This window comes from Gallaecimonas kandeliae (genome assembly GCF_030450055.1).
GTDB lineage: Bacteria > Pseudomonadota > Gammaproteobacteria > Enterobacterales > Gallaecimonadaceae > Gallaecimonas > Gallaecimonas kandeliae.
In genome coordinates, this window is the sequence record NZ_CP118480.1 from 1,069,879 (window position 1) to 1,094,254 (window position 24,376).

Genomic DNA, 24,376 nt, shown 5'->3' on the forward strand with positions numbered 1-24,376 from the left:
GCTACTCCCTGTGGTAGGGGTGGTTGTTGTTGAGGCTCCAGGCCCGGTAGAGGGCCTCGGCCATCACCACCCGCACCAGGGGATGGGGCAGGGTGAGCCTGGACAGGGACCAGGACTGCTCGGCCGCCGCCTTGACGGCCGGGGCCAGGCCTTCCGGGCCCCCGACCATGATGGCGACATCACGGCCGTCCTGCTGCCAGCGGGTCCATTGCTCGGCGAGCTGGTGGGTGTCCCAGGGCTTGCCAGGAATATCCAGGGTGAGGATGCAACAGCCCTGGGCCTGGGCCAACATCAGTTCCCCTTCCTTGTCCAGGATGCGGGGGATGTCGGCGTTCTTGCCGCGCTTGCCGGCCGGGATCTCGATGAGCTCCAGGGGACAGTCACGGGGAAAGCGGCGTTGGTACTCGGTAAAGCCTTCGGTCACCCAGGCGGGCATCTTCTGACCGACGGCGATCAACTTGAGCTTCATCAGCTCCAGAGTTTTTCCAGTTGGTAGAAATCGCGGGTCTGTTCCTGCATCACGTGCAGTACCACGTCACCCAGGTCAACCAGCACCCATTCGCCGCCCGCCTTGCCTTCGATGCCGAGCGGCTGGAGGCCGGCATGCTTGGCTTCGGTGACGACGTTCTCGGCGATGGCGTTGACGTGGGTACGGGAGGTGCCGGAGCAGACCACCAAAAATTCAGTGACGGATGACTTGCCGCGCACATCAAGGGCCTTGATATCCACGGCTTTCAGGTCGTCAGCCTTGTCGACAACAAAATCTTTCAGTTGTTCGCCGTTCATGTCTTTACCTGCAAAAAATCGGAAGGCGGGAGTTTATCACGAAGCGGCGGGCGTTCGGTACAGGCCTTGGGCCTCAATGTATTGGGCCACGGCCTGGGGGACCAGGAAATCCAGGCGCTGGCCCTGGGCTATCCTGGCGCGGATGTCGGTGGCGGAGATGGCCAGCTCTGTGGTGGTCAGGGCCCGGATGGCGCCGGGGCCCGTCACAGGCCCCTCGCCGAGGCAGCTGGCCAGGCGGGTGTCGAGGGCCAGGGGGTCCAGCAGGTGGCCGGGGCGGCAGCACACGGCCAGGGAGGCCAGTTCCAAAATCCGCTGCCAGCGGTGCCAACTGGTGAAGGACAGCAGGCTGTCCATGCCCATCACGAACAGCAGCGGCCGGCCCGGATGCTCGCCGGCAAAGGCCTCCAGGGTGTCCACCGTATAGGAATGGCCGGCGCGCCTGAGCTCGATGTCGTCGACCTTGAGCCCCGGCACCCCTTCCACCGCCAGCCGTGCCATGGCCAGACGCTGGCCGGCGTCGGCCAGGGGCTGGGCGCGGTGGGGCGGCGCCTTGTTGGGCAGCAGGCTGAGGCTTTCGAGGCCGAAGGCCTCCAGCACTTCCACGGCCAGGCGCAGATGGCCGTTATGTATGGGATCGAAAGTCCCGCCAAACAAACCCAAGGGCTTCATGGCGCCAGCTCCGGGCGTATCACCGGCAGTGGCGGCCGTCGGCCGGGGAAGAAGGCGAGGGTCAGATCCTTGAGGCCCTGCTCGACGCTGCTGCCGTCCTGAGTCTTGAAGTGTTGATCCAGCCAGGCCAGGTGCCGGCCTATCTGGCGGAGCCGGCCGGCGGAGAGGCGTTTGAGGGCGGCAAGATAGAGGCCCTTGCGCTGGGGCGGCATACGCCTCTTGCCAAGCTCGGCCTGGACATTGCCGCTGGTGGAAAGTGAAAGCAGGCTGTCCAGCTCGCGGCCCAAAGCCCAGAGCAGCAGCGGCGGCTCCGTGCCTTCCTCCATCACCCTTGCCAGCACCCGCAGCGCCTTGGCCGGATCCTCGCCCAAGAGGGCGTCCGTCCACTGGAAGAGGTCGAAGCGGGCATGGTCCAGCACCGCCAGGGCCACGTCCTCTTCGCTCAGGGGGCCGGGGGGGTGCAGCAGGCCGAGCTTTTCCACTTCCTGGGCGGCGGCCAGCAGGTTGCCTTCGGTGAAATGGGCCAGGGCCTGGATAGCGCCCGGGGTCGGCTTGAAGCCGGCGTCCTGAAGCTTACGGGCCAGCCAGCCGGGGAATTCCCGGTCGCCAAGGGGGTAGAGGGGCAGGTAGAGGCCCTGCTCGCTCATGGTCTTGAACCAGGGGGCGTTGCTGACGCCTTTCTCGGCACGGGGGCCGCGAATGACCAGCAACACATCGGGATTGGGATGCTGGGTGAGCTCCAGCAGCAGTTGTTTACCGGCCTCGTCTGGCTTCTGGGCCAGGTTCAGCTCGATAAGGCGCCGGGAGGCGAAGAGGGAGAGGCTCTGGTATTCGGCCCTGAGCAGGCTCCAGTCGAAGCCGCCGTCATTGCTGAAACTGAGCCTTTCCTCGCTGCCCCAGCGGCGGGCATGGCCCCGGACCTTGTCCAGGGCCTCTTCCACCAGGAAGGCGTCGTCCCCGAACACCAGCACCCAGGAGGGCTGGCGCTTGAGGGCTTCACCGAGCTGGGGGCCGCGGATCTGCATCAGTCCAGGGCCAGTTGCCGGACCAGGCGGTCCGCCGCTTCCTTGCGCATCTCCTCCAGCAGCAGGTCCCGCTCCCTGTCCTTGGCCAGGGTGCGGGCCGGGTCGTCCTGGTAGTCGCGGCGCACTTCGATGACGTGCACCTGCGGCTCCTGGCCTTCCCGGATCAGCTGCCATTTCAGGCTGTAGACCAGCTCGTATTCCGCCACCTGGCCTGTGCTGAACAGGCTCAGGGTCTGGCGGTCCAGGTTGTCGCTGAGGATATGCACCTCGGGACCCTGGCCCAGGGCCACGCCGCTGCCGGCCAGGCTCTGGGACACCAGCGTGGTGATGCGGGCATACTGGTCGAAGCTGGTGAGGGTCACCTGCCGGTAGGCGGCGGGCATCTCGTAGCTGCCCTTGAGGTGAAAACCACAGCCGCTTGCCAGCAATGTCAGCGAGAGGAGGAGCCAGCGCATAGGTTGTCCTTAGTTGGCGACGATGTTGACCAGTTTACCCGGCACTATGATGACCTTGCGCACAGTGACGCCGTCCAGGAAGCGCTTGACGTTGTCGTCCTGCATGGCCAGGGCTTCCAGTTCGTCCTTGCCGATACCGGCCGGAACCGTCACCTTGCCACGCACCTTGCCGTTGACCTGCAGCACCACCAGTTTCTCGTCTTCCACCAGGGCGGCCTCGTCGGCAGCGGGGAAGGGGGCGTTCACTATCTCGCCTTCGCCGCCCAGGGCCTGGTAAAGGGCCGTGGTGACGTGGGGGATGATGGGGTGCAGCAGCAAGGTGACGCTCATCAGGGCTTCTTGCAGCAGGGCGCGGTCCTGTTCGGAGTCCTGGGGTGCACGGGCCAGCCTGTTCAAGAGTTCCATCACGGCGGCGATGGCGGTGTTGAAGGTCTGGCGGCGGCCCAGATCGTCGCCCACCTTGGCGATGGTCTTGTGCAGCTCGCGGCGCAGGGCCTTCTGGTCGTTGTTGAGGGCGGCCAGATCCAGGGCGGCAACAGGGCCCTTGGCCTGGTGTTCGAAGGCCAGTTTCCAGAGGCGCTTGATGAAGCGGTTGGCCCCTTCGACGCCGGACTCGATCCACTCCAGGGTCAGCTCCGGCGGCGCGGCGAACATCATGAACAGGCGCACGGTATCGGCGCCGTAACGCTCCACCATCACCTGGGGGTCGATGCCGTTGTTCTTGGACTTGGACATCTTGGACATGCCGTCGTAGACCAGCTCACGGCCGTCCTGGTCGAAGGCCTTGGTGATGCGGCCCTTGTCGTCGCGCTCCACTGTCACGTCCAGGGGGGAGATCCAGTCGCGGCCACCCTTTTCGTTGACGTGGTAGAAGCCGTCGGCCAGCACCATGCCCTGGCAGAGCAGGCGCTTGAAGGGCTCGTCGGAATCGACCAGGCCTTCGTCACGGAGCAGCTTGTGGAAGAAGCGCGAATAGAGCAGGTGCATCACGGCGTGCTCTATGCCGCCCACGTACTGGTCTACCGGCAGCCAGTAGTTGGCCTTGGCCGGGTCGAGCATGGCGTCGGTGGTGTTGGCGCTGGCATAACGGGCGTAGTACCAGCTGGACTCCATGAAGGTGTCGAAGGTGTCGGTCTCGTGCTCGGCAGGCGCGCCATTATAGGTGGTCTTGCGCCACTGGGGGTCGGCCTTGATGGGGCTGGTGATGCCGTCCATCACCACGTCTTCGGGCAGCAACACCGGCAGTCTGTCTTCGGGTACAGGCACAGTGGTGCCGTCTTCGAGGGTCAGCATGGGGATGGGGGCGCCCCAGTAGCGCTGGCGGGACACGCCCCAGTCGCGCAGGCGGTAGTTGACCTTGCGCTGGCCGTGGCCCAGGGCCACCAGCTTGTCGGCGATGGCGTTGAAGGCGGCCTCGAAGGCCAGGCCGTCGAACTCGCCGGAGTTGACCAGCACGCCGCTCTTCTCGGTGAAGGCGGCCTCACTGATGTCCCAGTCGCCTTCGACCGGCTTGATGACCTGCTTGATGTCCAGATCGTACTTGCTGGCAAATTCGTGATCGCGCTGGTCATGGCCGGGGACGGCCATGACGGCGCCGGTGCCGTAATCCATCAGCACGAAGTTGGCGACCCATACCGGGACTTCGGCGCCGGTCAGGGGATGGATGGCCTTGAGGCCGGTGTCCATGCCCTTCTTCTCCATGGTGGCCATCTCGGCCTCGGCGACCTTGGTGTTTTTGCATTCGTCGATGAATTCGGCCAGCTCGGGGAAGCCCTTGGCGGCCTGTTCGGCCAGGGGGTGGCCGGCGGCGATGCCCACATAGGTGACGCCCATCAGGGTGTCGGGGCGCGTGGTGTAGACGTCCAGCTTGGCGGCCTGGCCCTTGATGTCGAAGCTCAGCTCGACCCCTTCGGAGCGGCCGATCCAGTGGCTCTGCATGGACTTGACGGTCTCGGGCCAACCTTCGAGCTTCTCAAGATCATTGAGCAGCTCTTCGGCGTAGTCGGTGATCTTCACGAACCACTGGGGGATCTGCTTCTGCTCCACCAGGGCGCCGGAACGCCAGCCGCGGCCGTCCACCACCTGTTCGTTGGCCAATACCGTCTGGTCAACCGGGTCCCAGTTGACGGTGGCCATCTTCTTGTAGACCAGGCCCTTCTCGTAAAGCTTGGTGAAGAACCACTGCTCCCAGCGGTAGTACTCGGGGCGGCAGGTGGTGACTTCACGGGTCCAGTCGTAGCCGAAGCCCAGCATCTTGAGCTGGCCCTTCATGTACTCGATGTTCTCGTAGGTCCACTTGCCCGGCGCCGTGTTGTTCTTGATGGCGGCGTTCTCGGCCGGCAGGCCGAAGGCGTCCCAGCCCATGGGCTGCAGCACGTTCTTGCCCTGCATGCGCTGGTAACGAGCGATCACGTCCCCGAGGGTGTAGTTGCGCACATGGCCCATGTGCAGGCGGCCCGAGGGATAGGGGAACATGGAAAGGCAGTAAAACTTTTCCCTGTTGTCGTCTTCGTTGACCACGAAGGTCTGGTTGGCTTCCCAGTGGCGCTGTACCTGGGGCTCGATGGCACTGTGATCGTATTGTTCTTGCATGACTTACCGCATGGCGAATGGGGCTGAAGATAATCGCCATAGGATACCTTGCGCAAAGCCCCCCTGCCACCCACCTTTGCCAACTTGCAAAGCGGCGCCTGAAGGCGTATCTAGGAAGGAAATCAAGGAGTGCCGTTATGACCATCAAAGGGTACCAGCGCCTGCTGGACGAACTGAAAAAACGCATCAAGGAAGGCGAGGTTGAGGCCCGCTTCGACGCCCTCTTGGAAGAAGCCAGGGAATTTCTCCACGCCGCCGGCGAGCTGACCAAGGACGAATGGGCCCTGGTGGAAGCCAAGCTCAAGGACGATCTCAAGGCCCTGGCCGCCCAGGAAGGGGAGGTGGACCCCCGTGCCGAGGAGCTGTGGAAGCTGCTCTACGACGCCGCCGACCAGACAGCCCTTGGCTGGCAGAGCATGGTGCGGGATCTGGCCCATCCTGACGGTTACAGCAGCGACGATTACATCGGCTTCGGAGCTCTGCGCTGCGTACGCTGCGGTTTCGTGATGCACTTCTATCACCCGGGGCGCATTCCCCTCTGCCCCCAGTGCGGCAACGACCATTTCCAGCGGGAGTTGCAAGGCGCCTGACAAGAAAAGCCCGGGTTATCCCGGGCTTTTTCATACTGGGTCCACATACCCCATTCGCAAAAGCCCCTTGCCGGGGCTTTTTTCATTTCAGCCGAAAGCGCCAACCCAGCCAGGAGAAAGGCAGCAGCAGCCAGCACCACAGCAGGCCGAAGCGGCCGTAAGGGGTCTGGCCGCTGACCAGGACTATCTCGTCATTGAGTACGGCCGGCACGAAGCGGGGCAACTGGCGCTGGATATGGCCATCGGCGTCCATGGTGGCGGTGACGCCGTCGTTGGTAGCGCGCAGCATGGGCCGGCCCAGCTCCCGGGCCCGCACCTGGGCTATCTGCAGATGCTGCCAGGGGCCTATGGAATCGCCGAACCAGGCGTCGTTGGATACCGTCATCAAGAGATCCGTATCGGGCTGCACATTGGCCCGGACCTGGCCGGAGAAGGCCACTTCGTAGCAGATGGCCATGGCCGCCTTGTGTCCCGCCACCTCGAGGTTGGGCTGCACCAAGGGGCCTCGGGCGAAGTCGGACATGGGCAGGTTGAAGAAGGGGGCTATGGGGCGCAGCAGCTCGGCAAAGGGCACGAACTCGCCGATGGGCAGCAAATGGTGCTTGTTGTAGCGGTTGGCATCGCCGTAACTGTAGTTGCCGTCCAGGACGATGACGGTGTTGAAGTAGCTGTCGTTGCCTAAGTGGTAGTCGATGATGCCGGTCACCAGGCTGGTGTGGCGAAAGGCGGCGACGGCGTCGAGCTGCGCCAGGAAAGGCTGCTCCATGGGCTCAAGGTCCGGCACCGCCGCCTCGGGCCAGAGCACCAGGTCGGCGCCCATGGCCGGGCGGGTCAGGTCCTGGTACTTGAGCAAGGTCGGCTCCAGGCTGTCCGGGTTCCACTTGAGGCTCTGGGGGATATTGCCCTGGACCAGGGCCACCTTGAGCGTCTTGCCGGTGGGGGTGACCCAATGCCGGGGCAGCAGCAGGGACAGGCCGATAAGGCCAAGGGCCGCCAGGGCCCAGGCTTTTTGCTGGCGGCAAAGCGCCAGGGCGCCGACACAGAGCATCAGCATGAAGCCGGCCAGGGCCTCGGAGCCGATGGGCAGCCAGTTGCCGAAGGGGCTGTCCAACTGGCTGGCACCCAGGTTCAGCCAGGGAAAGCCGGTCAGTACCCAGCCGCGCAGCCACTCGCTGCCAATCCAGAGTACCGGCAGGGCAACGAGGTAACGGGGCCAGCCGGGCAGGGGAAAGAAGCGGTTGAGGAGGTAACCCAGCAAGGCCGGGTAAAGGGCCAGGTAACCGGCCAGTATGGCCATGAACAGCATGCTGACGGCCAGGGGCAGGCCACCGAACTGCACTATGGAGACATGGACCCAGGCCACACCGGTGAGGAAGAAGCCGAAGCCGAAGGCGAAGGCCAGCCAGGCGCCTTGGCGCGGGCCCCTGCCTTCCAGTTGCCAAAGCCAGAGCGGTAGGGTGAACAGCAGCAACCAGGCCTGGTGATAGGGGGCGAAAGCCAGGTGGCTCAGGCCCCCCAGCAGCCAGGCTGCCAGGGGTGCTTTGAGACGGTGGAGGATCATTCCTGTTCTTCTGGCAATGTGACCTGGAGTTGGAGCAGGCGGCGCTTGTCGGCGCGGGTGACCTTGAAGTTGAAGCCCGCCAACGCCACTTCCTCGCCCCGGGCCGGCAGGTGCCCGAAGGCGTGCATCACCAGGCCGCCGACGGTGTCCACGTCCTCGTCGGAGAAGTGGCTGCCGAAGTGCTCGTTGAAGTCTTCGATGGAGGTGAGGGCCGCCACCGCGAAGTTGCGGTTGGTGAGGCGGCGGATGTCGTCCCCTTCGTCGTCCTCGGCGTCGTACTCGTCTTCGATGTCGCCGACGATCTCTTCGAGGATGTCCTCTATGGTGACCAGGCCGGAGACGCCGCCGAATTCATCGACGACGATGGCCATGTGGAAGCGGCCGGAGCGGAACTCCTTGAGCAGCACGTCCACCCGCTTGGACTCGGGCACTATGACGGCCGGGCGCTTGACCATGTCGAGATCGAAGTCCTGGGCTTCGCCGAAGGCGTACTTGAGCAGATCCTTGGCCAGCAGTATGCCTTCGACGTGGTCCTTGTCTTCGTTGATGATCGGGAAACGGGAGTGGGCCGATTCGATGATGGTGGGCAGGAATTCCTGCACCGATTGGCTCTTGTCGATGGCCACGATCTGGCTGCGGGGGATCATGATGTCCCTGACGCGAAGCTCGGAGACGTCCAGCACCCCTTGGATCATCTCCTTGGTCTGGGCGTCGATAAGCTCCCGGTCGGTGGCGCTTTCGATCACCACCATCAGATCGTCACGGTTCTTGGGCTCGTCGGAAAAGAAATGGCTCAATCGCTCCAGCCAGCTCTTTGAAGAGCCCTGACTCGAGTGGGGGTTGTCGTCGCTCATAGTCCTTTAAACCAAAAATTAAATGTCGCGGTCGCCGTAGGGGTCGGGATAACCCAGCGCCTGGAGAAGAGCAATTTCCTTGCCTTCCATCAGCTCCGCGTCCTCGTCCTTTATATGGTCATACCCCAGCAAATGCAAGGTGCCGTGGATGACCAGATGGGCCCAGTGGGCCTGGGGGGCCTTACCCTGCTCGGCGGCCTCAGAGGCCACCACGCCGGCGCAGATCACCAGATCCCCCAGCAGCGGCAGCTCTATGCCGTCCGGCACCTCGAAGGGGAAGGACAGCACGTTGGTGGCGTAATCCTTGCCGCGGTACTGGCTGTTGAGCTCCAGGCCTTCTTCCTCGTCGACGATGCGCACCGTCAGTTCGGTCTCATCCCGGCCGCTGCCTTCCAGGGCCTTGCCGACCCAGAGTTCGAAGTCTTCCTGGCTGGGCAGATCCTTGGCGAGGCTGGCGATTTGCAGATCGAGATAGAGGCTCATGCCTTGGGCTCCTGGTTTTCCTGCTTGCGGACCGCCTTCTGGCGCTCCTGCTCTTCCTCGAAGGCTTCGTAGGCGTTGATGATCTTGGACACCACAGGGTGGCGGACCACGTCACCGGACTGGAAGAAGTTGAAGGACACCTCTTCCACGTCACGTAGCACTTCGATGGCGTGACGCAGGCCTGAGCGGGTGCTGCGGGGCAGGTCCACCTGGGTGATGTCGCCGGTGATCACCGCCTTGGAGTTGAAGCCGATGCGGGTCAGGAACATCTTCATCTGTTCGACGGTGGTGTTCTGGCTCTCGTCGAGGATCACGAAGGCGTCGTTGAGGGTGCGGCCGCGCATGTAGGCCAGCGGCGCCACTTCGATGACGTTGCGCTCGATGAGGCGCTCGACCTTCTCGAAACCCAGCATCTCGAAGAGGGCGTCGTAGAGGGGGCGCAGGTAGGGGTCGACCTTCTGGCTGAGATCCCCGGGCAGGAAGCCCAGCTTCTCGCCCGCCTCTACGGCCGGACGGGTCAAGAGGATACGGCGCACTTCCTGGCGCTCCAGGGCGTCCACGGCGCAGGCCACCGCCAGGTAGGTCTTGCCGGTACCGGCCGGGCCTACCCCGAAACAGATGTCGTGGCGGAAGATGTTCTGGATGTATTGGCCCTGGTTGGGGGTGCGGGGCTTGACCACGCCGCGCTTGGTCTTGACGAAGATCTCCTTGGCCTGGTCCAGGCCGTCTTCGGCTTCCAGCACCTTCAGTTCCTGGATGGCCAGGTGCACGTCCTGGGGATCCAGATCCTGGGTCTTGCCCTTGACCGGGGCCGTTTCCACGTAGAGGTTCTTCAGGAGATCGGCCACCGCCTTGGCGACCAGGGCCTTGCCCAGCACCTGGAAGTGGTTGTCGCGGTAGTTGATCTCGACGCCCAGGCGGCGCTCTATCTGCTTGAGGTTATCATCGAAGGGCCCGCACAGGGCCGCCAGGCGGTCCATGTCGGCGGGCTCGAGAAAGACGCTGACAGTCAGTAAAGGGTTAGCCAAGGGGGTCCTCTTAGGCTCTGGGGTCAAAGGTGGTGACGCCAAGGGCGTCGGCCTTGCCGTTGCGGGCGTCGTATTGGGCCATGATGTCGGCGGGGCTTATCGCCACCCGCAGGCCCATTTCCGGTTCGGTGCGCACCAGCTTGCCGCGCAGGGAATGGGGCAGTACTTCGGTGATCTCGACGTCCACGAAGGTGCCGATCAGGGCCGGGTCGCCTTCGAAGTTGACCACCCTCATGTTCTCGGTGCGGCCGCGCAGCTCCATCAGATTCTTCTTGGAGGGGCCTTCCACCAGGATACGCTGCACTGTGCCGTGCATGCGGCGGCTGATCTGCATGGCCTGCTGGTTGATGCGCTCCTGCAGTATGTAGAGGCGCTGCTTCTTGGTGTCCTCGGTCACGTCATCGGGAATGTCCGCAGCCGGGGTGCCGGGGCGGGCCGAGTAGACGAAGCTGAAGCTCTGGTCGAAGCCGATGTCGGCGATGAGCTTCATGGTCTGGGCAAAGTCCTCGTCGGACTCGTTGGGGAAGCCGACGATGAAGTCAGAGCTCAGGCAGAGATCGGGGCGGGCCTCGCGCAGGCGGCGGATCTTGGACTTGTACTCCAGGGCCGTGTGATTGCGCTTCATCAGGGTCAGCACCCGGTCGGAGCCGCTTTGCACCGGCAGGTGCAGGAAGCTCACCACTTCGGGGGTGTCGCGGTAGACCTCGATGATGTCGTCGGTGAACTCCACCGGGTGGCTGGTGGTGTAACGGATGCGGTCGATGCCGTCGATGGCCGCCACCAGGCGCAAGAGTTCCGCGAAGGAGCAGATGCCGCCGTCGTGGGTGGCACCGCGGAAGGCGTTGACGTTCTGGCCCAGCAAGTTCACTTCCCGCACGCCCTGTTCGGCCAGTTGGGCGACTTCATAGAGGACGTCGTCAACGGGGCGGCTCACTTCCTCACCGCGGGTGTAGGGCACCACGCAGAAGGAGCAGTACTTGGAGCAGCCTTCCATGATGGACACGAAGGCGCTGGGGCCTTCGGCCTTGGGCTCGGGCAGGCGGTCGAATTTCTCGATTTCCGGGAAGGAGATGTCGACTATGGGGGCCTTGGTGCCGCGCACCTGGTTGATCATCTCAGGCAGGCGGTGCAGGGTCTGGGGGCCGAAGACGATGTCAACGAAAGGCGCGCGTTCACGCAGGAATTCCCCTTCCTGGGAGGCCACGCAGCCGCCGACGCCGATGATGAGCTCGGGATTGGTCTTCTTCAGCTCTTTCCAGCGGCCCAGCTGGTGGAACACCTTCTCCTGGGCCTTCTCGCGGATGGAGCAGGTATTGAGCAGCAGCACATCGGCTTCTTCCGGGATCTCGGTGACGCTGAGCCCATGGGTGCTGCCCAGCAGATCCGCCATCTTGGCCGAATCGTACTCGTTCATCTGGCAACCCCAGGTTTTGATGTGCAACTTCTTGCCCATGGATCTAATACCTGCAACTTCGGGACGAAAAAAGACCCCATATTCTACCCCAAGGCAGCAAGGGCTACCACAGCGCAGAAAAGGGGTTTCATGATCAGAAGCAAGCCACCCCCGAGGCGGGGATGGCATGCTGGCAGGGTTAGAAGCTGACGTACCAGCGTTCGTTGTCCGGTACCATGGAAATATCCTGGATGGTGACCACACCCATGCGGCCACGCTCGAATATCTGGGCAGCTGTGCGGTCGGCACCATAGTCCTTGGCGAAGTTGTAGACAGACTGGCCGTTGCAGACCAGCTTGGCGGCGATGGTAGGATAGGTCAGACGATACTCCTTGACTTTATGGGTAAGGAGGAAGGTCTTGTTGCTGATGGACGCCTTGCAGACGTCGACCAGTGCAGACTTCATGTAACTGTCCATGGCTGCCATGGCAGGCGCGGACAACAAAACGGCCCCGGCAGCAATGAGAATGAAACGTTTCATATTGAGTGCTCCACTTCTTGTCTTGTGGCAGAGGGTTAGACAGGGGAAAGTTCCTGATTGTTTTTTGCGCAAATGTAAGTTTTTTTATCATTGGTAAGTAAAGATGTCTGGGGGTAACCGGGGGTAGAATGCCTCTGGTGGTTCAGAAGGAATGGTTATGAAAACGGAGCTGGTTATCGTTGGTGGTGGCATGGTGGGGGCGGCTCTGGCCTTGGCTCTTGGGCGCCAGGGTATGGAGGTGGTGCTGGTTGAGCGCCAAGCTCCTGTCCTGCCCGCCGAACTGGACCCCAGGGTCAGCGCCATCAGTGAAGGCGCCCTGCGGTACCTGGGGCGGCTGGGGGTCGAGTTACCACTGGCGCAGTGCCAGCCCTACCGCCAGCTGCAGGTGGCCGAAGGGGCAAACCAATGCCAGTTCAGCGCCGATGAGCTGGGGCTGGAGCAATTGGGGCTCTTTATCGAAAATGCCCGGCTGCAAAAGGCCATCTGGGAGGCGCTGCCGGATGAAGTGACACCGGTGCTGGCCAGTCCCAAGGATTTCCACCATGGGGATGGCGGTGTGACGCTGACTCTGGATAACGGCGAGGTCATAGAGGCGCGGCTGGCCATAGCCGCCGACGGCGCCAACTCCTGGCTGCGCAGCCAGGCCGGTATCGGCCTGACCGGTTGGGACTACCGCCAACGCTGCCTGCTGGTGGCGGTAAAAACCCAGGGGCAGATGGCGGACACCACCTGGCAGGAATTCACCCCCGAAGGCCCCAGGGCCTGGCTGCCCATGCCTGACAACCAGGCGGTGCTGGCCTGGTACGACAGCGCCGCTGAGATCAAGCGCCTGGCCAGCCTCGACAATGCCCGCCTTGCCGAAGAGGCCAAGAGGGCCTTCCCGGCCCTGCTGGGAGAGGTCGAGGTGCTGCGCCACGGCAATTTCCCGCTGACCCGCCGCCATGCCCAGCGCTATGGCCAGAACGGTGTCTGGCTGGTGGGGGACGCGGCCCATACCATCAACCCCCTGGCGGGGCAGGGGGTCAACCTTGGCTTTCGGGACGTGGAAGTTCTGGATAGCCTGATCGGTGGCGCCTTTGCCCGGGGTGAGGCCTGGTGGAGCTATGCCCAGCTCAAGGCCTATGCGCGGGCGAGACGCCCCCATAACCTCTTGATGCAGGGCATGATGGACGCCTGCTACAAGGGCTTTTCCAACCGCAACCCGCTGCTGGCCACCCTGAGGGGCCTGGCCATGGGGGGCCTGGGGCTGGCGCCGCCGCTCAAGCGCCAGGTGCTGAAATACGCCGCCGGGCTCTGACAAGAAAGCCGCCTGTCGAGGCGGCTTTCTTTTATCTGGAACAGGAAAAGAAAAACCCGCCACTAGGGCGGGTCTTCAAATAATGGCTGGAGTACCAGGATTCGAACCTGGGAATGGCGGGATCAAAACCCGCTGCCTTACCGCTTGGCGATACTCCAGCAAGCTGGTTGCATCTTCTTGGGATGCTGAATAATGGCTGGAGTACCAGGATTCGAACCTGGGAATGGCGGGATCAAAACCCGCTGCCTTACCGCTTGGCGATACTCCAGCAAAATCATGGTGGCTATGGCGGGATTCGAACCTGCGACCCCATCATTATGAGTGATGTGCTCTAACCAACTGAGCTACATAGCCACACTAAAACTTGTCAGGGCTGGCAATTATTCAGGAGCCGGAGGCTCTCGTCAACTGCCTGTCCCTTTGATATCCGCCTTGGGCGAACACCAGGAATATGGCTGGAGTACCAGGATTCGAACCTGGGAATGGCGGGATCAAAACCCGCTGCCTTACCGCTTGGCGATACTCCAATTTTGGTGCGGAAGGAGAGACTTGAACTCTCACGCCTTGCGGCGCTGGAACCTAAATCCAGTGCGTCTACCAATTCCGCCACTTCCGCTCGTCGAATGGTGGCTATGGCGGGATTCGAACCTGCGACCCCATCATTATGAGTGATGTGCTCTAACCAACTGAGCTACATAGCCAACGTAACGAACGGCGCGAATTATGCCGAGACCAAAGCACAGCGTCAACGGTTAAGGTACAAGTCCTTGTTTGTTTGCCGACTATTTAGTCAGGGCTGCTCGGGCGCTGGCCAACCTGGCCATCAACCTGCGGAGGCGCAGACCTGGTCGCGGCCACCGCGCTTGGCGGCCAGCAGCTGGGCATCGGCCCTGTCGAAGGCGGCCATCAGGCTTTCCGCTTCTACCACTTCCACCACCCCGAAGCTGCCGGCAAGGCTTTGACCCTCAGCGGTTATCTGCTTGATGGCCTGGCGCAGCCGGTCGGCCGTGTGGCAGGCCTCGGCCAGGTTGGTGCCGGGGAGCAGCAACAGGAACTCGTCGCCGCCGAAGCGGCCCAGCAGGTCGGCCTGGCGCAGCTCCTGCTGGACGGCCTTGGCCACCTCCACCAGGGCGCAGTCACCGACGCTGTGGCCGAAGCTGTCGTTGATCTCCTTGAAGTGGTCGATGTCAAAGACGACCAGGGAGATGGGCTTGCCGTAGTGGCGGGCGCGCATGATCTCCTGGCTGGCCTGCTCGAAGAAATGGCTGCGGGAAGCCACCTGGGTCAGGCTATCCATCAGCACCATCTGGCGGAGCTGGCTGTTATGGCTGGCCAGTATCGGCACCGTCAGGCCGAAGTAGGTGCTGGCGGCCAGCACATTGATGGCGAACTGGTAGATGAGGGCGTGATCCCCCAAGCCGAACCACTTGATGCCGAGGGCGGTCAGGGTGCTGAGCAGGGCCAGGCTGAGGCCGCTGCGCAGCGGGCTCTCGGTGTAGACGATCCACATCTGGGGGATACTCAGGAAGAAGGCGGTGAAGGCCACATCGGGGTAACGGAAATCGGCGGTCAAGGCCATGGTCAGGAGCAGCAGCGCCATGCTGGCCAGCAGCTTGACGATATAGGGCAGCAATGGCTCCCTGAGGTGGCGCAGGCCCAGTTGGCTGAGCCAGGCGCCGCTCTTGGGGTAGAGCCTGCTGATGACGGAGATGAACAGCGGCGTCAGCACCACCACGCCCACCAGGTCCCCTATCCACCAGGGTAGCCAGCTTTGGGCCGCCTCTTCCTGGTCCATGATGCCGCCGACAACCAGCGCCTGGGTGCCAAGCAGAGCCGCCAGCAGGGCCGAAATGGCTCCCAGCACCAGCATCGCCAGTATGGCCGCCGGCAGCTTCTGACGCTGGGTACGGGCTATCACCCAGTTGAGTGCCGCCGCCCCTACCCCGTAGGAGAGCAGGTGGGCGGCGCCGAAGAGGCCGCCCGACAGCAGCAGTTGCTGCCAGGGTTGGTGGGACTGGTAGAGGTCATCTTCCCAGAAGGTGGCCAGCAGGGCGGCACACAGCAAGGGCAGCAGCGCCTTTCTTCCCAGCAGCAGCAGGGCCGCAAAGCTGACCGCCGCCGGTGGAAACCAGACACTGACGTGGGGGGCGTATTCCAGAAGGGCCGATACCCGCCACATCGCCAGCCAAAGCAGGCCCAGCACCAGGGGGCCAAGCCAAGTGGCGCGCAGCAGCAGCGAATTGATGCGGATCTTCTGCTGCAGCCTCTTCATGGGAGCGGTAATAGGGGCTTTATCCAAGGGCACTACCTTATGGCTTGGGCTGTTGTCTGCCATCTTGCCTTTCTAGGTATTCGTGTTTTTATGAAAATCCATTTCTCCATGATGTTAACACTTCCAGACCGGGATCCAGTCCATCTTTACCCGTAGCCGTGCGCCTTGCCAGCGCTTTCTTAAGCGGACCCTGCGTAGAAGCTTTCCTGGATCTCCATCGCCATGCAGCGCTCCTCGTTGGCGGGGATCACCAGGCTGGGGAAAGGCCCCAGGAACGCCAGCCGGGCCAATATGGCCTTGCGCACCGGTCTTGCGTTTTCCCCTATGCCGCCGGTGAAGACCAGGGCGTCCAGGCCACCTATGGAGACGGCCATGGCCGCCACCTGTTGGGCGACCTTGAGGGCGAAGTAATCGAGGGCGAAGCGGGCCGCGTCGCTGTGGTCGCGCAGCAATGTCTTGACGTCGTTGGTCAGGCCGGACAAGCCCTTGAGGCCGGACTCCTGGTACAGCAGGTGCTCGGTTTCCGCCAGGCTCATGCCCAGTTCCCGCTGCATGTAGAGCACGGCCCCCGGGTCCAGGTCGCCGCAACGGGTACCCATGGGCAGCCCAGACAGTGCGGTCAGGCCCATGGTGGTGTCCACGCTCTGCCCCTGGTTGATGGCGCAGAGGCTGGCACCGTTGCCGAGGTGGGCAGCCACCACCCTGGCATCGGCCAACTGGGGGTGGTCCTGTTTGAGGCAGTGGGCTATCCAGTCGAAGGACAGGCCGTGGAAGCCGTAGCGGCGTACCCCTTTCTGATGTAGCCAAAGGGGCAGGGCATAGCGCTGGAAGAGCGGTTGGTGGCGGGCATGGAAGGCGGTGTCGAAGCAGCCGTATTGGACCAGATCGGGCCGCCGGGCGGCCAGGGTGGCCACCCCCGCCAGGTTATGGGCCTGGTGCAAGGGGGCCAGGTGACAAAGGCCGTGCAGGTAGTCCAGGGCCTCCTGATCGAGCCGGGTGGGGCCGGCAAAACGATCGCCGCCGTGGACTATACGGTGGGCGGCCGCCACCAAGGTCCAACCATTCTGGCGCTGCTCCAGCCACTCCAGCGCCACCTGCAGGGCCGCCTGGTGGTCCGGCGCCGCGACCGGCTGCAATTGCGCCGCTTCCTGGCCGTCATCGGCCTTGAAACGGGCATCCAGGCCGATGTCTTCCACCTTGCCGCCGGCCAGCAGCGGCAGCCCAGGAGCCAGGGCGAAGAGCCGGAACTTGAGGCTGGAAGAGCCGGTATTGAGTACCAAAAGGGCCTGGGTCATTTCAGTTCTCCCCTGCGGCGGGCTTCGGCCAGGAAGAGGGCGGCGGCGCAGGACAGCAGCCGGGTGCGCAGGCTGTCGGCCCTGCTGGTGAGGATGATAGGCACCCTGGCCCCCAGCACTATGCCGGCGGCATTGGCGTGGCCCAGGAAGGTCAGCTGCTTGGCCAGCATGTTGCCGGCCTCGATGTCCGGTACCAGCAAGATGTCGGCATCCCCTGCGACCTTGGAGGCGATGCCCTTGTCCTTGGCGGCCTGGGGGCTGATGGCGTTGTCCAGGGCCAGGGGGCCGTCCAGCAGGGCGTCTGTGATCTGGCCCCTGTCGGCCATCTTGCAAAGGCAGGCGGCGTCCAGGGTGGAGGTCATGCGGCTGGTCACCGTCTCTACCGCCGAGAGCAGCGCCACCTTGGGCTTGCGCGCGGCGCCAAAGAGGGTACGCCAGAGGTCGATTGCGTTCTGGCAGATGTCGGCCTTCTGCTCCAGGCTGGGGGCTATGTTGATGGCGGCATCGGTGATCACCAGCGCCTTGTGGTAGCCGTGCACCTCCATCACGTAGGCGTGGGAGATGCGGCGCTCGGTGCGCAGGCCGCTGTCCGAGCGCACCACGGCCGACATCAGCTCGTCGCTGTGCAGGGCCCCTTTCATCAGGGCGGCCACCTGGCTCGAGGCCGCCAGTTGCACCGCCTTGGCCGCCGCCGCATGGCTGTGCTCGGCATCGAGCAGAGGCCAGCCCTGGATGTCGATGCCGCTCTCCCGGGCCGCAGCCAGGATCCGTGCCTGGGGTCCCACCAGCACAGGTTCGATAAGCCCCTGTTCGGCCGCTTCCTTCACGGCCCTGAGGGCATTGGCGTCCACGGGATGGACAACGGCGGTGGGGACCGGGGCCAGTTCCTTGCAGCGGGCCAGCACCGCCTGGTAGTGGTCCCGGTAGAGCTCCACCCGGGGCAGGGAAGGCCTTGGCACCTGGTGGGGCGCCGTCGGGGCCAGGGCCGTGACGCTGCCCTCCACCAGGGTTTCCCCCAGGGCATTGCGGCACAGGCAGTCCAGCACCACTGTCGGGCTGTCTTCGGCCTTTTCCCTGACCGTCAATGCCACCTGCACTTCATGGCCGGGATCCAGGGGTTTCAGGAAACGCAGCTGTTGGGCCAGCAGGCGGCTGCCCGGGCCAGGCAGCAGGGTGCTGAGCACTGTGGTTATCTGTGAGGCCGCCCAGATGCCGTAGCCGTTGCCTTGGCCGTCGGATTCACCGGACACCAGATCCAGCAGTTTGATGTCTTCCTCGGTCAGGGTGCGTCTCAGGCTGGCGCTTTGCCCCACCTGCAACTGGTCGAAGGGAATATTGCTCAGCAGTTCCTGGCTCATGGCGTTACCTTTGGCGGGCAGGCTTGGGCTGCCGGCTTCCCTGGCAACCATTTTTAGGGGGCAGGGCCCCTGGTTCATGATGCGCCAGGCCCCAGTGCCTTTTTATAGTCCAGATCAAATAATGGGCGGCCGGGAGATCACCGGCGGACTGAAGTTTTACCCCGCTTGCAGGCCGCGCTCCCAAGGGATGCCTCCGGTGTTGGCAACTTTGCTTAGGCGGCCTTGGCGGCAGCCTTTTGGGCCAGCCCCGAAATCAGGTACTGTTTGAGTTCACTGCCTAAGGTAGGCAAACCCAAGCTAAAGGAGGGATCCCATGAACAGCTTTCCCCAGGAAGGCGGTTGCGACTGCCGCTACCTGCGTTACCGTATCGAAACGGCTCCCCTGTTCGTGCACTGCTGCCATTGCCGCTGGTGCCAGCGGGAAAGCGGTGCCGCCTTCGCCCTTAACGCCATGATAGAGTCCGAGCGCCTGACCCTGCTCTGCGGTGAGCCCCTCTGGGTAGAGACACCGTCGGAAAGCGGCAAGGGCCAGCTGATCGCCCGTTGCCCCCATTGCCACCTGGCCCTCTGGAGCCATTACGCCGGGGCCGGCAAGCTGGTGTCCTTCATACGGGTCGGCACCCTGGACAACCCCGACCTGCTGTCGCCCGATATCCATATCTTCACCGATTCCAAGCAACCCTGGTTGCAGCTGGGCGATGGGGCTCCGGCTGTACCCCAGTACTACCAGCGCGACCAGTATTGGCCGGAAGAGAGCCTGAAACGCCGGGAAGCCATGCTGGCCAGGGCCGGTCTGCCCAGCGGCTAAAAACCCAGCCAAGCCGCCAAGTACAAAAAATGGGCTATATATTTAACAGGTCCATAACATTTGAAGGCGGCATCATGAAGCCGAACTCAAGATGGGCGTTACCCCTGAGCTGTTCCGGCAACGCCCTGGTCGTCGGTTCCACCTGGGCGTATTACTGGTATCTCGGTGAAGGACATCCCGGCGGCCTGGCCCTGTTGTTGATGGGCGCCCTGCTGGCCGGCCTTGGCACCTTCGGCTCCCTTTACCTCTGCCGGCCCGCCTGGGCTAGGGACGTCAAGAGCAGCGCCATGGCCGGCGGCATCATCGCCGGCTTTATCTGCTACCTGGCGCTGGCGATGCAGCTGGTGGGTTACTGAAAAAGCCGCCCAAGGGGCGGCTTTTCCTTTAGGATTGTCGGCCACTCTCTGCGTTAAAGGGCGGCCTGTGGCACTCCAGTCTTGCTATCTCCTGGTTTCACTGTTGGTCTGGGTGGCAGGCCTTGGCGTACGGGGCAGCCAACAGGATCAGCTGCCAGCTTTGGTATCGCGGATACTCGGCTCCAAGGCGGCCTGGCTCGCCATGCTGCTTTTCTTTTCACACCTGCTCTTGCTGGCAAAGCTGAAGACCCTTGCTCCAGGCACCTATGAATTGGCTACTTTCCTGGCGCAATCCCCCAGAGGGGCCGCCAACGTCTACCTGATGTTGGCGATCTTGCCCGCGCTCTTCGTCTGGGCGGCCGTGAACGCCGATCTCTTGGCCGTGTTATCAGACGAGAGCCCTTTCTGGGATGTGGGGGAGCGTCGGTGCGCTGCGGAAGCCTTCTTCATTTTCGGGCTTGTCCTGTTGGACGCCTGGATCTGGATATAGGCAACAAAAAAGCCGCCCAAGGGCGGCTTTTTTCGATCCAGCACGGCTGCTTAGACGTTGAAGCGGAAGTGGATGACGTCGCCGTCTTTGACGATGTAGTCCTTGCCTTCCAGGCGCCACTTGCCGGCTTCCTTGGCACCCTGCTCGCCGCCGTTGGCGACGAAGTCGTCATAGCCCACCACTTCGGCGCGGATGAAGCCTTTCTCGAAGTCGGTGTGGATCTTGCCAGCTGCCTGGGGGGCGGTGGAGTTGACCTTGATGGTCCAGGCCCGCACTTCCTTGACGCCTGCGGTGAAGTAGGTCTGCAGGTTCAGCAGTTCGTAGCCGGCGCGGATCACCCTGTTCAGGCCCGGCTCTTCCAGGCCGATCTCGGCCATGAAGAGATCACGCTCTTCGTCGTCGAGATCGGCAAGGTCCGCTTCGATGGCGGCGCAGACAGGCACCACCACTGAGCCTTCTTCTGCGGCTATGGCCCGCACCTTGTCCAGGTAGGGGTTGTTCTCGAAGCCGTCTTCGTTGACGTTGGCGATGTACATGGTCGGCTTGCCGGTCAGGTAGTTCTGGTAGCCGATGGCGGCCTTTTCTTCGGGGCTCAGGGGGAAGCCGCGCAGCATCTTGCCTTCTTCCAGGTGCGGCTGGATCTTCAGCAGCACTTCCTGCTCCAGCTTGGCTTCCTTGTCGCCGCCTTTGGCCTTCTTCTGCACCCGGGTCAGGGCGCGGTCCACCGCTTCCATGTCGGCCAGCACCAGTTCGGTGTTGATGACGTCGATGTCTTCGGCGGGGTTAACGGCGCCGGCGACGTGGATGATGTTGTCGTTCTCGAAGCAGCGCACCACGTGGGCTATGGCGTCGGTCTCGCGGATGTTGGCCAGGAACTTGTTGCCCAGGCCCTCACCCTTGGAGGCGCCTTCCACCAGGCCGGCGATATCGACGAACTCCATGGTGGTGGGCAGTACCCGCTGGGGCTTGACGATCTCGGCCAGCTTGTTCATGCGCAGATCCGGCACCGGCACCACGCCGGTGTTGGGTTCAATGGTGCAAAAGGGGAAGTTGGCGGCTTCGATGCCGGCCTTGGTCAGGGCATTGAAAAGGGTGGATTTGCCGACGTTGGGCAGGCCCACTATGCCACATTTGAATCCCATGATCTGTCCTCGAAATCTTATGCCTTGAAGGCGTGAAGCCGGTTCTGGGCCTTGGTCATGCCACTGTCGAACAGCAGTTCGGTGGCGCGGATGGCCTCGTCGATGGCGGCGTCTATCTGCTCTTGCTCGGCTGCGGGGGCTTTACCCAGCACATAGCCCGTGACCTTGTGGCGGTCGCCGGGGTGGCCGATGCCGATGCGCAGCCGGTGGAAATTGGGGTTGTTGCCCATCTTGGCCATGATGTCCTTGAGGCCATTATGGCCGCCGTGTCCGCCGCCCTGTTTGAACCGGGCCACCCCAGGGGGGAGATCCAGCTCGTCGTGGGCCACCATTATGCTCTCCACCGGGATACGGTAGAAGTTGGCCAGGGCGCTGACGGCCTTGCCGGAGAGGTTCATATAGGTGGTGGGGATAAGCAGGCGCACGTCCTTGCCCTTGATTTGGATGCGGGCGGTGAAGGCGCTGAATTTGCTTTCCAGGTTCAGGGATTGCCGGTGAAGGCGGGCCAGGGCCTCTATGTACCAGGCGCCGGCATTGTGGCGGGTTTGGGCGTATTCGGGGCCTGGATTACCCAGGCCCACCAGCAGTTGAATATCGCTCACGCTTTACTCAGCAGCTGCCTCTTCAGAGGCTTCTTCACTGGCGCCGCCTTTCGGGGCGTTCAGGGAAACAACGGCTTGGTTGTGGTCTTCACCTTTGGCCAGCTCGACGGAAACAACGCCACGGGGCAGTTTCAGGTCGGTCAGGTGCAGGGTGTCACCTACTTCCATGCCGGCAACGTTCACTTCCACGAACTCAGGCAGATCCTTGGGCAGGCAGCTGATTTCAACTTCGGAAGCGTGGTGGGCAACCACACCGCCTTTCTTGGCAGCCAGTTCTTCGCCTACGAAATGCAGGGGAACCTTGGTGTGCAGCTTGTGGGAAGCGTCAACGCGCAGGAAGTCGATGTGGGTGACCTTCGGCTTGAAGGGGTGGCGCTGCATGTCCTTGGCCAGAACTTCGATCTTCTCACCAGCGATGTTCAGGGTCAGGATATGGGTGTAGAAACCTTCGTCAGCCTGGGCCTCGATCACTTTGTTGTGATCCAGGGTGATGGAGACGGGCTCTTTGTCGGCGCCGTAAACGATAGCAGGTACTTTGTCCTCACGACGCAGGCGGCGGCTCGCACCTTTCCCCAGGTCAGTACGGAGTTCTGCTTCAAAAATGTAAGACATGGTGTTACTCCAAAAAGAATAAGCTTGTCGGCTTCCCGCGACCAAGAAACCGACCCGTTCCCCCGCCGGGTCCGGCTGAGGGCGCGCTAGTTTAACAAAGCCCCTCCGCCACCACAACAAGCGGCTGGGCGCAACAGGAGAAAAGCAATGGGATTGTTTTCGGGACTTTTAGGGATGGGTTCCGAGGTCAGCGCCGAGAAATTGGACGAGGGAGGCTGTATTCCTGGGCTGGTCGTTAATTGCACTGGCACAACAGGTTGTCGCAGAGGTCGCGAGGTTTGGTGGGCGCCAAATAAGCGCCCTCTAACGCCGCATGGGCTGGCTGTGGTGCCAGCCTTTAAGGTCGCGCTCCAAAAGGGCGCTGTCTGCGTTGCCGGGCTTGACCATAGGCCCACTTTGCCCTGCACCAGCCGCCTTGGCCCCGTCCTTTTGGCGCAGCGATGCAATCATGCACAGCCCCGGAATACAGCCTTGGGCCGCTGCTGGCCGAAGGCGAGCAGGTGGACAAGGCCTACCGGCTGGTCAGGGATCTTTTCGTGTTCACCAACAAGCGCTTGCTCCTGGTCGACAAGCAGGGCCTGACCGGCAAGAAGCCGTTCATCCTCTCCGTGCCCTACAGCAAGGTCACCAAGTATGCCCTGGAAACGGCCGGCCATTTCGACCTGGACGCCGAGATCAAGGTCTGGGTGGGCTCGGAGGCCGAACCCATCAGCCGTGAGCTGGGCCGGGGCAACGACGTGCGCGAGCTGTACCGGACCCTGTCCAGCCACCTGCTTTAAAGCAGGGTGCGGATCACCGCCGCCAATGCCAGCAGCAGCGCCGTCCAGATCAGGAAGGCGCGAATGCTGGCCCTGTGCACCTTTTCCTCCTGCCACCAGTAGCGGGGTCCCAGGCCCTGCAACAGGAAGGTGCCGACGCCGGCCAGGTTGATGCAGACCAGGTTGGCAAAGAGCAGCAGCCCGGCCTTGGCCGCCAAGGCCAGGTGGCCGCCCCCCAGCAGCAGGCCGGCGGTGACCAAAGGCGGCATCAGTGCCACCGCCACCATCACCCCTATGACGGCAACCGCCTGGCCGGCGGTGAAGGCCAGGGTGCCGGCGGCGCCGGCGCAGAGCGCCAGCACCAAGTCCGACAGCGCCACCTGGGTGCGGGCGTCGATGGCGGGAATATGGGGGTCTACCCGCAGCACCAGCCCCACCGCCACCGCCAGGGCAAAGCCCAGGCCCAGGCCAACGGCGTTGCAGAGCAGCGCCGCCTTGCCGAGGCGGGGATCCCCTGTGGTGGTGGCCAGGCTCAGGGCGATGTTGGGCAGCAGCAAGGGGGCTATCACCATGGCGCCGATGATGATGGCGATGTCGTTGCGCAGCAGCCCTATGGCCGCCACCAGGGCCGACAGCACCACCATCAGCAGGTAGTTGCGGCCAAGGCGGGTGCCTTCGATGGCCTCTTCGAAAAGTTCCTCCCTGGCCACCCTGTTGGCCGTCTTCCTGGCTTCCTCTTCATCGGCGGCCACTTGTGCCGCCGTCTGTTCCGGCTTTTCCTCGGGATTGGGTAGGGCCGCCTCCACCGGCGACAGCAGCAGCTTGAACAGCTCCTGCTTGCCGAAGGCCTGGTTGAAGGCGTCCATCAGGGGTTCGGCCTGTTCGGCGCTCAGCACCAGTTGGGTCTGCAGCAGGCCGCCATCCCCTATCTGCCAGCTGTCTTTTATCTCGCGCTCGGCCAATAACCTGTCCAGCCTGTCCTTGGCGTCCAGGCTCACTACCAGGGTTACCAGCCGCAGGGCCATACCTATTGGCCCTGGCGGATGTGGCAGCCGGGGGTGTTGTCGGGGCTGCCGCGACTGAGGTCGTCGCCGGCGCCGGCCTTGTCGCAGGCCACCTCGGGGGCGTCAGGGGTTCGAGACTTGAGGGTGACGTCTTGCGCCAGGTAAAGGGCGGCCATCACCAGGGCGCCGGGGCCGCTGTAATGGACGGCTGCGGCCGGGTTGGCATCGCTGGTGCCGCGTGGGGCGCTGCCTGGGGTGGCGCAGCCGGCCAGCAGGGCCGCCAGCGCCATTGTCATCATTCGCATCCTGCTCTCCCACACTTAATGTCACATCTGCTGACATTTTAGTGTTTCATGATGGTTTTGTTTTAAAAAACAGCCTGATAAGTTCGAGCCTGACCTTAAC

The 24,376-nt window shown here is 63.2% G+C and carries 26 protein-coding genes and 6 tRNA genes; 6 read left to right on the plus strand and 26 right to left on the minus strand.

The window, feature by feature from the left end:
* Position 1: 1 nt before the first annotated feature.
* The 6 genes from rlmH to leuS are packed head-to-tail and all read right to left on the minus strand — an operon-like array spanning position 2 to position 5,527.
* Positions 2 to 469, minus strand: coding sequence for a 23S rRNA (pseudouridine(1915)-N(3))-methyltransferase RlmH (gene rlmH, locus PVT67_RS05095; protein WP_301498523.1), 468 nt, complete (start codon positions 467 to 469; stop codon positions 2 to 4).
* Complete coding sequence (gene rsfS / locus PVT67_RS05100; RefSeq protein ID WP_301498525.1) at positions 469 to 786, minus strand: ribosome silencing factor; 318 nt, start codon at positions 784 to 786, stop codon at positions 469 to 471. Before rsfS ends, rlmH begins: the two co-directional genes overlap by 1 nt.
* A 36-nt stretch (positions 787 to 822) precedes the next feature.
* Entirely contained in the window at positions 823 to 1,455 is a 633-nt protein-coding gene (gene nadD, locus PVT67_RS05105; protein ID WP_301498527.1) for a nicotinate-nucleotide adenylyltransferase, read from the minus strand.
* Complete coding sequence (holA, locus tag PVT67_RS05110; RefSeq protein WP_301498529.1) at positions 1,452 to 2,480, minus strand: DNA polymerase III subunit delta; 1,029 nt, start codon at positions 2,478 to 2,480, stop codon at positions 1,452 to 1,454. Before holA ends, nadD begins: the two co-directional genes overlap by 4 nt.
* Positions 2,480 to 2,935 (minus strand): LPS-assembly lipoprotein LptE, encoded by a 456-nt coding sequence (locus tag PVT67_RS05115; protein WP_301498533.1) that lies wholly within the window; start codon positions 2,933 to 2,935, stop codon positions 2,480 to 2,482. The genes holA and PVT67_RS05115 overlap by 1 nt, the downstream gene beginning before the upstream one ends.
* Before the next feature lie 9 nt (positions 2,936 to 2,944).
* Positions 2,945 to 5,527, minus strand: a complete 2,583-nt coding sequence (gene leuS / locus PVT67_RS05120; RefSeq protein ID WP_301498535.1) for a leucine--tRNA ligase — start codon at positions 5,525 to 5,527, stop codon at positions 2,945 to 2,947.
* A 137-nt stretch (positions 5,528 to 5,664) separates the two neighbouring features.
* Here leuS and PVT67_RS05125 point away from each other — a divergent pair, with 137 nt between their 5' ends.
* Positions 5,665 to 6,117: a zinc ribbon-containing protein gene (locus PVT67_RS05125; protein ID WP_301498537.1), complete on the plus strand. Its 453-nt coding sequence runs from the start codon at positions 5,665 to 5,667 to the stop codon at positions 6,115 to 6,117.
* 82 nt (positions 6,118 to 6,199) lie between these two features.
* Here the strand turns inward: PVT67_RS05125 and lnt are convergent, their stop codons facing one another.
* The 6 genes from lnt to PVT67_RS05155 form a co-directional block, all read right to left on the minus strand.
* Complete coding sequence (gene lnt, locus PVT67_RS05130) at positions 6,200 to 7,678, minus strand: apolipoprotein N-acyltransferase (RefSeq protein ID WP_301498539.1); 1,479 nt, start codon at positions 7,676 to 7,678, stop codon at positions 6,200 to 6,202.
* A complete protein-coding gene (gene corC, locus PVT67_RS05135) occupies positions 7,675 to 8,532 on the minus strand; it encodes a CNNM family magnesium/cobalt transport protein CorC (protein WP_301498541.1) in 858 nt (285 codons plus the stop codon). Before corC ends, lnt begins: the two co-directional genes overlap by 4 nt.
* A gap of 18 nt (positions 8,533 to 8,550) precedes the next feature.
* Positions 8,551 to 9,015 carry an rRNA maturation RNase YbeY gene (gene ybeY / locus PVT67_RS05140; RefSeq protein WP_301498544.1) on the minus strand — a complete coding sequence of 155 codons (465 nt, stop codon included), beginning with the start codon at positions 9,013 to 9,015 and terminating at the stop codon, positions 8,551 to 8,553.
* Positions 9,012 to 9,995: a PhoH family protein gene (locus tag PVT67_RS05145; RefSeq protein ID WP_301499647.1), complete on the minus strand. Its 984-nt coding sequence runs from the start codon at positions 9,993 to 9,995 to the stop codon at positions 9,012 to 9,014. The genes ybeY and PVT67_RS05145 overlap by 4 nt, the downstream gene beginning before the upstream one ends.
* A 58-nt stretch (positions 9,996 to 10,053) precedes the next feature.
* Complete coding sequence (gene miaB / locus PVT67_RS05150) at positions 10,054 to 11,496, minus strand: tRNA (N6-isopentenyl adenosine(37)-C2)-methylthiotransferase MiaB (RefSeq protein WP_301498546.1); 1,443 nt, start codon at positions 11,494 to 11,496, stop codon at positions 10,054 to 10,056.
* A 139-nt stretch (positions 11,497 to 11,635) separates the two neighbouring features.
* A complete protein-coding gene (locus tag PVT67_RS05155; protein WP_301498548.1) occupies positions 11,636 to 11,902 on the minus strand; it encodes a DUF3718 domain-containing protein in 267 nt (88 codons plus the stop codon).
* 232 nt (positions 11,903 to 12,134) lie between these two features.
* On the opposite strand from PVT67_RS05155, the gene PVT67_RS05160 reads away from it, so the two are divergent.
* Positions 12,135 to 13,274: an FAD-dependent monooxygenase gene (locus tag PVT67_RS05160; RefSeq protein WP_301498550.1), complete on the plus strand. Its 1,140-nt coding sequence runs from the start codon at positions 12,135 to 12,137 to the stop codon at positions 13,272 to 13,274.
* Between the two features lie 83 nt (positions 13,275 to 13,357).
* Here the strand turns inward: PVT67_RS05160 and PVT67_RS05165 are convergent.
* The 9 genes from PVT67_RS05165 to PVT67_RS05205 all read right to left on the minus strand — a co-directional run bounded on the left by PVT67_RS05165 (position 13,358) and on the right by PVT67_RS05205 (position 18,199).
* A tRNA-Gln gene (locus tag PVT67_RS05165) sits at positions 13,358 to 13,432 on the minus strand.
* Between the two features lie 35 nt (positions 13,433 to 13,467).
* Positions 13,468 to 13,542, minus strand: a tRNA-Gln gene (locus PVT67_RS05170).
* A gap of 9 nt (positions 13,543 to 13,551) precedes the next feature.
* A tRNA-Met gene (locus PVT67_RS05175) sits at positions 13,552 to 13,628 on the minus strand.
* Between the two features lie 98 nt (positions 13,629 to 13,726).
* A tRNA-Gln gene (locus PVT67_RS05180) sits at positions 13,727 to 13,801 on the minus strand.
* A 4-nt stretch (positions 13,802 to 13,805) separates the two neighbouring features.
* Positions 13,806 to 13,890: transfer RNA gene (locus tag PVT67_RS05185), tRNA-Leu, on the minus strand.
* A gap of 8 nt (positions 13,891 to 13,898) precedes the next feature.
* Positions 13,899 to 13,975 (minus strand) — tRNA-Met (locus PVT67_RS05190).
* 122 nt (positions 13,976 to 14,097) lie between these two features.
* A complete protein-coding gene (locus tag PVT67_RS05195) occupies positions 14,098 to 15,609 on the minus strand; it encodes a GGDEF domain-containing protein (protein WP_301498552.1) in 1,512 nt (503 codons plus the stop codon).
* Positions 15,610 to 15,725: 116 nt separating this feature from the next.
* Positions 15,726 to 16,841: an acetate/propionate family kinase gene (locus tag PVT67_RS05200; RefSeq protein WP_301498554.1), complete on the minus strand. Its 1,116-nt coding sequence runs from the start codon at positions 16,839 to 16,841 to the stop codon at positions 15,726 to 15,728.
* On the minus strand, positions 16,838 to 18,199 hold the full coding sequence (locus tag PVT67_RS05205) for a bifunctional enoyl-CoA hydratase/phosphate acetyltransferase (RefSeq protein ID WP_301498557.1): 1,362 nt from the start codon (positions 18,197 to 18,199) through the stop codon (positions 16,838 to 16,840). The genes PVT67_RS05200 and PVT67_RS05205 overlap by 4 nt, the downstream gene beginning before the upstream one ends.
* Positions 18,200 to 18,512: 313 nt before the next feature.
* On the opposite strand from PVT67_RS05205, the gene PVT67_RS05210 reads away from it, so the two are divergent.
* The 3 genes from PVT67_RS05210 (at position 18,513) to PVT67_RS05220 (ending at position 19,853) form a co-directional block, all read left to right on the plus strand.
* Positions 18,513 to 19,007 carry a GFA family protein gene (locus PVT67_RS05210; RefSeq protein WP_301498559.1) on the plus strand — a complete coding sequence of 165 codons (495 nt, stop codon included), beginning with the start codon at positions 18,513 to 18,515 and terminating at the stop codon, positions 19,005 to 19,007.
* A 74-nt stretch (positions 19,008 to 19,081) separates the two neighbouring features.
* Entirely contained in the window at positions 19,082 to 19,363 is a 282-nt protein-coding gene (locus PVT67_RS05215) for a hypothetical protein (RefSeq protein WP_301498561.1), read from the plus strand.
* Positions 19,364 to 19,430: 67 nt separating this feature from the next.
* Positions 19,431 to 19,853 (plus strand): hypothetical protein, encoded by a 423-nt coding sequence (locus PVT67_RS05220; RefSeq protein ID WP_301498563.1) that lies wholly within the window; start codon positions 19,431 to 19,433, stop codon positions 19,851 to 19,853.
* A 50-nt stretch (positions 19,854 to 19,903) separates the two neighbouring features.
* Here the strand turns inward: PVT67_RS05220 and ychF are convergent, their stop codons facing one another.
* Genes ychF through PVT67_RS05235 form a run of 3 tightly spaced genes read right to left on the minus strand, consistent with a single transcriptional unit; the run spans position 19,904 to position 22,209 of the window.
* Positions 19,904 to 20,995: a redox-regulated ATPase YchF gene (gene ychF / locus PVT67_RS05225; RefSeq protein WP_301498565.1), complete on the minus strand. Its 1,092-nt coding sequence runs from the start codon at positions 20,993 to 20,995 to the stop codon at positions 19,904 to 19,906.
* Positions 20,996 to 21,012: 17 nt separating this feature from the next.
* A complete protein-coding gene (pth, locus tag PVT67_RS05230) occupies positions 21,013 to 21,597 on the minus strand; it encodes an aminoacyl-tRNA hydrolase (RefSeq protein WP_301498567.1) in 585 nt (194 codons plus the stop codon).
* A 3-nt stretch (positions 21,598 to 21,600) separates the two neighbouring features.
* Complete coding sequence (locus tag PVT67_RS05235) at positions 21,601 to 22,209, minus strand: 50S ribosomal protein L25/general stress protein Ctc (RefSeq protein WP_301498569.1); 609 nt, start codon at positions 22,207 to 22,209, stop codon at positions 21,601 to 21,603.
* Between the two features lie 440 nt (positions 22,210 to 22,649).
* On the opposite strand from PVT67_RS05235, the gene PVT67_RS05240 reads away from it, so the two are divergent.
* A complete protein-coding gene (locus tag PVT67_RS05240; RefSeq protein WP_301498571.1) occupies positions 22,650 to 22,988 on the plus strand; it encodes a PH domain-containing protein in 339 nt (112 codons plus the stop codon).
* Here PVT67_RS05240 and PVT67_RS05245 read toward each other — a convergent pair.
* Positions 22,985 to 23,992, minus strand: a complete 1,008-nt coding sequence (locus PVT67_RS05245; RefSeq protein ID WP_301498572.1) for a TIGR00341 family protein — start codon at positions 23,990 to 23,992, stop codon at positions 22,985 to 22,987. The two genes, PVT67_RS05240 and PVT67_RS05245, sit on opposite strands and share 4 nt — an antisense overlap.
* 2 nt (positions 23,993 to 23,994) lie before the next feature.
* A complete protein-coding gene (locus tag PVT67_RS05250; RefSeq protein ID WP_301498574.1) occupies positions 23,995 to 24,276 on the minus strand; it encodes a hypothetical protein in 282 nt (93 codons plus the stop codon).
* Between the last annotated feature and the right edge of the window lie 100 nt (positions 24,277 to 24,376).

Coding starts and splice junctions, on each gene's coding strand:
- PVT67_RS05245 (WP_301498572.1), bottom strand. CDS start 23,992: ATGGCCCTGCGGCTGGTAACCCTGGTAGTGAGCCTGGACGCCAAGGAC.
- PVT67_RS05115 (WP_301498533.1), bottom strand. CDS start 2,935: ATGCGCTGGCTCCTCCTCTCGCTGACATTGCTGGCAAGCGGCTGTGGT.
- PVT67_RS05250 (WP_301498574.1), bottom strand. CDS start 24,276: ATGCGAATGATGACAATGGCGCTGGCGGCCCTGCTGGCCGGCTGCGCC.
- lnt (WP_301498539.1), bottom strand. CDS start 7,678: ATGATCCTCCACCGTCTCAAAGCACCCCTGGCAGCCTGGCTGCTGGGG.
- nadD (WP_301498527.1), bottom strand. CDS start 1,455: ATGAAGCCCTTGGGTTTGTTTGGCGGGACTTTCGATCCCATACATAAC.
- PVT67_RS05210 (WP_301498559.1), top strand. CDS start 18,513: ATGAACAGCTTTCCCCAGGAAGGCGGTTGCGACTGCCGCTACCTGCGT.
- corC (WP_301498541.1), bottom strand. CDS start 8,532: ATGAGCGACGACAACCCCCACTCGAGTCAGGGCTCTTCAAAGAGCTGG.
- PVT67_RS05235 (WP_301498569.1), bottom strand. CDS start 22,209: ATGTCTTACATTTTTGAAGCAGAACTCCGTACTGACCTGGGGAAAGGT.
- PVT67_RS05205 (WP_301498557.1), bottom strand. CDS start 18,199: ATGAGCCAGGAACTGCTGAGCAATATTCCCTTCGACCAGTTGCAGGTG.
- rsfS (WP_301498525.1), bottom strand. CDS start 786: ATGAACGGCGAACAACTGAAAGATTTTGTTGTCGACAAGGCTGACGAC.
- PVT67_RS05195 (WP_301498552.1), bottom strand. CDS start 15,609: ATGGCAGACAACAGCCCAAGCCATAAGGTAGTGCCCTTGGATAAAGCC.
- miaB (WP_301498546.1), bottom strand. CDS start 11,496: ATGGGCAAGAAGTTGCACATCAAAACCTGGGGTTGCCAGATGAACGAG.
- PVT67_RS05200 (WP_301498554.1), bottom strand. CDS start 16,841: ATGACCCAGGCCCTTTTGGTACTCAATACCGGCTCTTCCAGCCTCAAG.
- PVT67_RS05125 (WP_301498537.1), top strand. CDS start 5,665: ATGACCATCAAAGGGTACCAGCGCCTGCTGGACGAACTGAAAAAACGC.
- ybeY (WP_301498544.1), bottom strand. CDS start 9,015: ATGAGCCTCTATCTCGATCTGCAAATCGCCAGCCTCGCCAAGGATCTG.
- PVT67_RS05155 (WP_301498548.1), bottom strand. CDS start 11,902: ATGAAGTCTGCACTGGTCGACGTCTGCAAGGCGTCCATCAGCAACAAG.
- leuS (WP_301498535.1), bottom strand. CDS start 5,527: ATGCAAGAACAATACGATCACAGTGCCATCGAGCCCCAGGTACAGCGC.
- PVT67_RS05145 (WP_301499647.1), bottom strand. CDS start 9,995: ATGGACCGCCTGGCGGCCCTGTGCGGGCCCTTCGATGATAACCTCAAG.
- rlmH (WP_301498523.1), bottom strand. CDS start 469: ATGAAGCTCAAGTTGATCGCCGTCGGTCAGAAGATGCCCGCCTGGGTG.
- PVT67_RS05240 (WP_301498571.1), top strand. CDS start 22,650: ATGCAATCATGCACAGCCCCGGAATACAGCCTTGGGCCGCTGCTGGCC.
- PVT67_RS05160 (WP_301498550.1), top strand. CDS start 12,135: ATGAAAACGGAGCTGGTTATCGTTGGTGGTGGCATGGTGGGGGCGGCT.
- ychF (WP_301498565.1), bottom strand. CDS start 20,995: ATGGGATTCAAATGTGGCATAGTGGGCCTGCCCAACGTCGGCAAATCC.
- PVT67_RS05215 (WP_301498561.1), top strand. CDS start 19,082: ATGAAGCCGAACTCAAGATGGGCGTTACCCCTGAGCTGTTCCGGCAAC.
- holA (WP_301498529.1), bottom strand. CDS start 2,480: ATGCAGATCCGCGGCCCCCAGCTCGGTGAAGCCCTCAAGCGCCAGCCC.